General features: G+C 60.3%; 4 protein-coding genes and 2 pseudogenes. 2 read left to right on the forward strand and 4 right to left on the reverse strand.

Going from position 1 to position 7,529, the window contains the following annotated elements:
- From PQR02_RS38920 to PQR02_RS38930, 3 genes and pseudogenes are all read right to left on the reverse strand, one after another.
- A partial coding sequence (locus PQR02_RS38920) for a carbon starvation CstA family protein (protein WP_408243145.1) occupies positions 1 to 1,371 on the reverse strand: 1,371 nt, incomplete at its 3' end.
- Between the two features lie 453 nt (positions 1,372 to 1,824).
- Positions 1,825 to 2,058 carry a hypothetical protein gene (locus PQR02_RS38925; protein WP_408243146.1) on the reverse strand — a complete coding sequence of 78 codons (234 nt, stop codon included), beginning with the start codon at positions 2,056 to 2,058 and terminating at the stop codon, positions 1,825 to 1,827.
- A gap of 281 nt (positions 2,059 to 2,339) precedes the next feature.
- A pseudogene (locus PQR02_RS38930) lies at positions 2,340 to 2,776 on the reverse strand (universal stress protein); the annotation flags it as partial.
- Between the two features lie 666 nt (positions 2,777 to 3,442).
- Between PQR02_RS38930 and PQR02_RS38935 the strand changes: the two are divergent.
- Positions 3,443 to 4,780, forward strand: coding sequence for an MFS transporter (locus PQR02_RS38935; protein ID WP_408243147.1), 1,338 nt, complete (start codon positions 3,443 to 3,445; stop codon positions 4,778 to 4,780).
- 410 nt (positions 4,781 to 5,190) lie between these two features.
- On the opposite strand, the pseudogene PQR02_RS38940 reads toward PQR02_RS38935, so the two are convergent.
- Positions 5,191 to 5,499 (reverse strand): annotated as a pseudogene (locus PQR02_RS38940) (transposase); the annotation flags it as partial.
- Positions 5,500 to 5,675: 176 nt separating this feature from the next.
- Here PQR02_RS38940 and PQR02_RS38945 point away from each other — a divergent pair.
- Positions 5,676 to 7,469: a B12-binding domain-containing radical SAM protein gene (locus tag PQR02_RS38945; RefSeq protein WP_408243148.1), complete on the forward strand. Its 1,794-nt coding sequence runs from the start codon at positions 5,676 to 5,678 to the stop codon at positions 7,467 to 7,469.
- The last annotated feature ends 60 nt before the right edge of the window (positions 7,470 to 7,529 follow it).

A 7,529-nucleotide genomic window follows, 5' to 3' on the forward strand; every position in this document is an offset into this window, starting at 1 on the left:
TAGGGCCTGGCCGAGAATCTGCGCCATGCCTACGGCAAGCGTCGGGGCGCCACCGGCGCGCGACAGGATGCTGGTTTCTCCTATGTTCGCGGCCGTCTGGTTGATCAGGTCCGGCGTGATGACGAATCCCCAGTTCGACACGACTTGCGCCGCCTGCCCGGCGGTCGTGCCGATGATTGCCGCCGGGGCGTTCATGGCGAAGTAGATGCCCGGGTGCAGTACGCAGGCTGCCGTCAGCGCCATGATCGCGACGAACGACTCGGCGAGCATGCCGCCGAAGCCGATCAGACGCATATGCGACTCACGCTCGATCATCTTCGGCGTGGTGCCGGAGGAAATCAGCGCATGAAAACCGGAGACCGCGCCGCAGGCGATGGTAATGAACAGAAAAGGAAAGAGCGCGCCGGAGAACACGGGTCCGGTGCCGTCGATGAAGCGCGTGGTCCGTGGCATCGAAAGCGTGGGCGCGACCACATAGATGCCGACCGCGAGCGCTATGATCGTGCCGATCTTCAGGAACGTACTCAGGTAGTCGCGCGGCGCGAGCATCAGCCAGACCGGCAGGCTTGAGGCGATGGCGCCGTACAGAATGAGAGCCCACGCCAGTTGCGGGCCGGTCAGGGTAAAGACCGATCCCCAGGTGGGATCGTTGGCGACCGTCTTCCCGAGTACGATCGAGATGAGCAAAAGCACGACGCCGAACAGGGACGCTTCTCCTACCCGCCCCGGGCGGATAAACCGCATGTAGACGCCCATCAGCAGCGCGATCGGTATCGTCGCCGCGATGGTGAAGAGCCCCCACGGGCTGGACGTAAGCGCCTTGACCACCACCAGGCTCAGGACCGCGAGAATGATGATCATGATCGCGAGTACGCCGACGAGAGCCAGCGAGCCGGGAACCGGGCCCAGTTCCATCTTGACCATCTCGCCAAGAGATTTGCCGTCGCGGCGCACTGACGCGAAAAGCACAATGAAATCCTGCACCGCACCGGCCACCACGACGCCCGCGAGGATCCACAGCGTGCCGGGCAGGTAGCCCATCTGCGCTGCCAGCACGGGACCCACCAGCGGACCGGCGCCGGCGATTGCGGCGAAATGATGGCCGAATAGCACCCACCTGTTAGTCGGTACGTAGTCCATACCGTCGTCGTGGCGCTCGGCCGGCGTCTGGCGAGTATCGTCGAGCCGCAGCACGCGCTCGGCAATGAACCTGCTATAGAAGCGGTATGCAATGAAATAGACGATGAGGGCAGCAGTCACGAGCCACACGGCATTCACACTTTCACCGCGCCCAAGCGCGAGCCTGGCGAAGGCGAAGGCGCCGACTGCGGCCAGCACGCCCCACACGAGAATGGACGCAAGCTTGTTCATGACGTCTCCCCCTTGTCGAACAACGCATGGCAGAACCATTCCCGCGCAACTCATGTGGCGGCATTCTTCAGTGTTCCGCCGCCCAGCAGCTCGCCCGCTCCGCGGCACTTCGGGTTCCACCAAAAAACAGGCTACACCCAGCCCCGAGGCGCCGCAATTCTCGATTCCCCTTCGTAGTCCGCCGTGAGGACAGCACCCAGCGTGCCGCTTCCATCGGTGTGGCCAGATCTGTTGCCGTGAGGCTCCCCAGCGTTTGTGCAAACGTCCGCTCTACCCGAACCACGACTGATCGGCAAGCCCCCTTCCGGACAAAGCCGAGATGATTGCCGGTGTAGCGCGAGCGCTCGATGGTTGGACATTTGCGCTCGCTGCAAAGGCGCGCGCTGACTCGCATCAATCACCCGAGTTCAAGGAACACGCCGGACACTCGTGTCCGTTTATATTGCGTGCCAATCAGTTCTTGTCCGGTGTTCTCAGCTCGATCAACATCCGCTCACAACCGCGTTGATCCGGCGCCATGCAGCCGAGCCAATGTTCACTGTTCGGCATCAGCATGTCGCCACCCGTCTGAATCGCCAACGTCATGCCGGGATTCTTCTCCCATACGATGAAACCGAAACATGCAAGCGCCAACAGCACGACGAGCGAGAACGCGATCCTCTCCAGCATCCAATAGATTTTCGGCATGGCGCCACCTTCAGCATGGCACAGGGTTTTGGGCGTTCGCGCACGGCCCACAAGTAACGGTTGAGGTATCGTCAACTCAAGCAAATCGGTCTGACTAATGTCCCGCTTCAATAGCATTCTTGGCTGACTGACGCCGGCCCGCGATTCCGTTAAGTTGGCAGTGCCGGAGTGACTGCAAGCGGAATTCGCCCGATGATAAATCCATGAGGCGACGAAGACTTCGATGTTGTCGATTGCGTGCCGGCTCGCGCTTCGCCCACTACGCCTGTATGTGTCGACTGCCGGACCACCAGAACGGGAATAGCGCTATGAGTCAGCACCTTCTGTGTCTCACTGCCGATCAACAGGCCACGCACACCGCTGCGGTCGTGGGACGCCATCACAATCAGATCGCAGTTTCGCTCGGTGGCGGTGCTGATGATCGCTTCATAGGGATGAGCGCGGGTGGTGGCAACGGTTTCGCATATCACGCTCGCCCCTGGGTTGCCACCTTCGTGACAGCGGCGAGAAAGGCCTCTGCACGCTCCCTGTGAACCCGAACGAACTTCTCCTCGGTATCCGCGAGCATTTCGGTTCCATACGCCAGAACAGGAAACTCCGGCATAACATGAAGTCCGGTAATGGAGGCGTGATTTTCGGCGGTGAACGTCACCGCCATCTGGACGGCGACTTCGGAAAGTGCCGAGCCGTGGGTCGGCACCAGCAGATGCTTGAACATGACACCTCCCCTCGCTCGACGTGCGGGCTCTATCCGAAGCGCACTTGATCACTCGCCGCATCGCCATTAATGCCGCCATAAATTACATTCTGCTTTCATAATAGACACTGCTGCCATTTGCGAAATATTTTCTGCTCGCAGTTCGTTTAACGAACCTTCCCACGAACCTGTCATGACGCCCCTGCAAGTTTGTCTCCGTTACACGGCCGTGCCGCGGCACTGTCAACTTAACGGAATCCACGAGAGCTTTTTCGGTTGAAGTGGGGCGCAATTGACAATCTAAGCGCGCTACAGGGCTTCGGATTGGCGTAAGTGAGCCAAAAATGCTCTCGAGCGGGATTCAGGATGGGCAGCACGTGCAATTGATCGCACGGACAGGGACTTCTAAGCCGCCACCATGGCGCACCCGGTGATCGCAGGCTTTGCAATCAAACACCCAGGCGGGCGCCCTCTGTTTCTGCGCTTTTACTACGCCGCACTGCGCTCGCTTGCATAAGCCAGGTCAGTGTTCTAATTTTTCTCGATCGTCTCGCCAGGAAGGAAGCATTGGGCGGGAAGCAAAATGCACGACGCCCCATCGTGTTCGACCAACTCACAGCATCGGGCAAAATTTTCCTTCGCCGTGCGGCCGTTTGGCTCCCTGCGCGACGCTCATGGACTTCTGACATGACCCTATCCAGTCCAGCCCGGAATGTGTTGACCAGACCGCCGGCCCCTCGCCTGTCGACGCTCAGTCACATACAGATCGCGTCGCTGTGGTTTGCGCTCTTTACCCAATGGATGACGGTCGTTCCGGTGCTCGTGCCGGCACAGGTTGCCGAAATGCTCGGACCCGATGCCGCGTTAAAGGAAGGCGTGGCCGGCTCCGTCATTGCGTCCGGCGCATTCATTGCGATGGTCGTGGCGCCACTGGCCGGGGCGCTTTCAGATCGCTGCTCTGCAAAACATGGACGTCGGCGACCGTTTCTCGTCGCCGGCGTGTTCGGCACCTCGGTGGCACTGGTATGGCTTGCTTCATTCAACGGCGCGGGGAGCGTATGGCTGTACGCACTCGCGTTCCTGCATCTCCAATTCTGGTGGAACTGGGCGGCGGGTCCGTACGCCGGGCTGGTGCCCGATGTCGTGCCGAAACAGGAAGCCAACCGCGCGAGCGCGTGGCTCAACGTGATGACCGTGCTCGGCACCATCACTGGCAACGTGGTGCTCGTTGCGTTCTATTCTCCGCGTCACGTGTATCCCACGGTTGCCACGTTCATTGCGATCATGGTGCTCTGCCTTTGGCTGACGATTTGCGGCTCGCGCGAGCCGACGCCTGCCGGATCCGGCGGACAGTTCGAACTCTTCGCGTTCATCCGTTCGTTCTATGTCGATCCACGTCTCCACCGAAACTTTTACTGGGTGCTGGTAACCCGCCTGTTCGGCAACATGGGAATCTGGTCAATCTTCACCTTCATGTTGTACTACCTGCAGGACGTGATCGGCATTCGTCATCCGACCAGTCTCCTGAATGGGCTGCTTGGTGTCGGCGTGGTGCTAGCGATCCCGGCCAGCCTGCTGGGCGCACGGCTCGCCGACCACCACGGCGTCGTTCCCGTCGTCCGCCTGACAAGCTGGATCATGGCCGGGGCTGCAATCGGCTTTGTCCTCCTGGCGTTGCATCCGAACCTGTTGCTGGTGATCACGGTCGGGCTGGTTTTCTGCGCCGCTTACGGCACCTATCAAGCCGTCGACTGGGCACTCGCGCTGCAAGTGTTGCCAGACGATGCGTCCAGCGGCAAGGACATGGGCATCTGGCAAGTGTCGATGGTGCTCCCGCAGATCCTCGGCCCTGCCGCGACCGGGTGGATGCTGTCATGGGTCAAGGGGTTTGCCGGTGCCGGACCCGCCTACGTCGCCGCGTTCGTCGTCGCCGCGATGTGGTTCGTGCTGGCGGCGTGGCTCGTCTCGCGCATCAGGATTGCTTCGCGGCAACACGGATCCACCGGCCTCTTCGGGCGATCATGATATGGCGCCCACGTCGCCCATTGCGTTCTCATCCCGGCGTCATGACCAGTAGTCAATGGCACGGCCCTCGAGATCGACGGTCACGCAGAATTGTGTGACAAGGAGCGGCGTGGCCGATTGTTCGGCCGGAGCGGTTATCCGCATCCGATCGAGTCCGGTGCTCAACGAATGGCCGGTTCCGAGCGAAATCCGAGACCGGAGTCGGACCCACACCCGCCCTTTGACCCGGCGCGCCTTCGGCGACAGGTTTCGGAGGCACAACGGCCATAGGAGCAGCCCGCTCAGACAGTTTTTCCAACTCGCGGGTTGCGTTGCAATTTTTCCTGAGCGGGTTGCGCGATCGGGGATAGGTTCGTGCCGCCAGCGGCAGCTTGTCCGACAGCGTCGGTCCCCTGAAGTTTTTCCTGAGTTCTGCCCGCAAGCGTACGCATGCGCGTCAGGTTGTAGGCCGCCTGCGTCAGGAGGAACAACTGCTCGACCCGCTCGCGGCCACGATACATCGCCTGACGAATCCGGCCGACCGTCTTGCTCCAGCCGAAGACCTGCTCGATGCATTTGCGCTTGCGCTGGCTGATGGCGTAGCCGGCCCAGCGCGTCGTGCGACCGTCAATCGCCGAGCCACTTCCGCGGCCGTCGTTTTGCGCCACATGCGGCGTCACACGATTGGCGCGGCAACTCGCCACGAAGCCCGCCGTGTCATAGTTCTTGTCGGCCCCAACAGGATCCCAATCCTCGAAACCTGGCGCCTGCGGCATTGTAGTAAACACAGCAGGGGTCCAGGCGGGTAGGATGCGGGTTGTTGTACTGCTTGCCAGTTCACGATCCATCTCCAATTTTCTGAAGACGGACAACCTTCACGGTTTTGTGAATTCCAGACAGGGCTACAGGGCAAACCATGGACACGATGTACTCGATTCCTGACAGTTTTCGATTCTCTCTCGTCCTCATCAAGCCGACCCATTACGACGACGACGGCTACCCGATCCAGTGGCTCCGCTCGGTCATGCCTTCCAATACACTCGCCTGTATGTATGCGCTCGCTGATGACGCGCGAAAGCGAAAGCTGCTGGGCCCTGGCGTCCATCTTGAGATCGAAACATGCGACGAAACCAACCAGCGGGTGTGGCCAGAGCGCATCATTCGTGACCTGAAGGCAAAGGGCGGGAGATCGATGATTGGTCTGGTCGGTGTCCAGTCGAACCAGTACGCGCGCGCACTCGACCTCGCCCGCCAGTTCCGTGCCGCAGGCTTGCCGGTTGCGATCGGTGGCTTCCACGTTTCTGGCTGCATCTCCATGCTGCCCGAGATGCCCGCTGAGCTTAAGGAGGCGCAAGCAATGGGTGTGGCGCTCTTCGCTGGGGAGGCCGAGGAACGGCGTCTTGATGAGGTCCTTCTCGACGCGTGGAATGGTGCAATGAAGCCCTTGTATAATTTCATGGACACGTTGCCCTCGCTCGAAGGTGCTCCGCGGCCCTTCTTGCCGCGCAAGCATATCGAACGCACGGCAGGTACCTATACCTCGGTTGACCTCGGTCGTGGTTGCCCGTATCAGTGCTCGTTTTGTACCATCATCAACGTGCAGGGGCACAAGAGTCGCTTTCGCACCCCCGACGATCTCGAAAAGATCATCCGCGAGAACGCAACGCAGGGCATCGACCGGTTCTTCGTCACGGATGATAATTTCGCCCGCAACCACGACTGGGAAATCCTTCTCGACCGCGTCATCGAACTTCGGGAAAAGGAAGGCATTCACTGCGGCTTCACGATCCAGGTCGACACGCTCTGTCACAAGATTCCAAACTTCATCGAGAAGGCAACGCGCGCGGGTGTGCGTCGCGTGTTCATCGGGCTTGAGAATATCAATCCCGAGAATCTGATCGCGGCCAAGAAGCGGCAGAACAAGATCACCGAATACCGCGCCATGCTGCAGAAGTGGCGCTCCCACGGCGCGATTACCTACGCTGGCTATATCATCGGATTCCCGGCGGACACGAAAGAATCGATCCTGCGCGACATCGAGATCATCAAGCGTGAATTGCCAATAGACATTCTCGAATTCTTCATGCTCACCCCGCTTCCGGGCTCCGAGGATCATCAGACGATGGCAAGGAACGGTGAATGGATGGACCCGGACATCAACAAATACGACACCAACCACCGGGTCACGCACCACCCGAAAATGTCGGACGCTGAATGGGAAGAAGCGTATCGGTGCGCCTGGAGCGCGTTCTACTCGTACGAGCACATCCGCACGATCGTCAAGCGGGCAGCGCAGATCCCGAACGGCCGACCGAAGACGATCATGCGCACAATCGCCTGGTTCAGACTGATGATCGAACACGAGGGTGTGCATCCGCTCGAAGGGGGAGCTCTGCGAATGAAACACCGCCGTGACCGCCGTTGGGGGCTACCGGTCGAATCGCCGCTTCGCTTCTATCCGCGCTACTGGAGTGAGACCGCTGTCAAGGCGACAAAATATCTGCGCTTCTACCTCAGGACAGAGGCTATCCTCAGGGAAGTCATGAAGGCACCGGAACGTTACGCCTACACGGATATCGCCATCACGCCGCTGCAGGAAGAGGAGTTCGAGCAGCTTGGACTGTTTCACGCCACGAGCGGCGGCGAGGCAGCGCTGGCTGTCCACCACCGGCGTATTGCCATCCGGTCATCGGGCCCGTCTGCAGCGTGATATCGTTGACAATGTCATCCAGTTTTCCTGGGAAACTACCTCCACCGATGGGCGACACCC

The sequence above is a fragment of the Paraburkholderia sediminicola genome (assembly GCF_046026895.1).
In the GTDB taxonomy this organism is placed as follows: Bacteria; Pseudomonadota; Gammaproteobacteria; order Burkholderiales; family Burkholderiaceae; genus Paraburkholderia; species Paraburkholderia sediminicola_C.

Excerpts from the sequence above, each read along its gene's own strand:
- PQR02_RS38925 (WP_408243146.1), bottom strand. The coding sequence starts at position 2,058 with ATGCCGAAAATCTATTGGATGCTGGAGAGGATCGCGTTCTCGCTCGTC.
- PQR02_RS38935 (WP_408243147.1), top strand. The coding sequence starts at position 3,443 with ATGACCCTATCCAGTCCAGCCCGGAATGTGTTGACCAGACCGCCGGCC.
- PQR02_RS38945 (WP_408243148.1), top strand. The coding sequence starts at position 5,676 with ATGGACACGATGTACTCGATTCCTGACAGTTTTCGATTCTCTCTCGTC.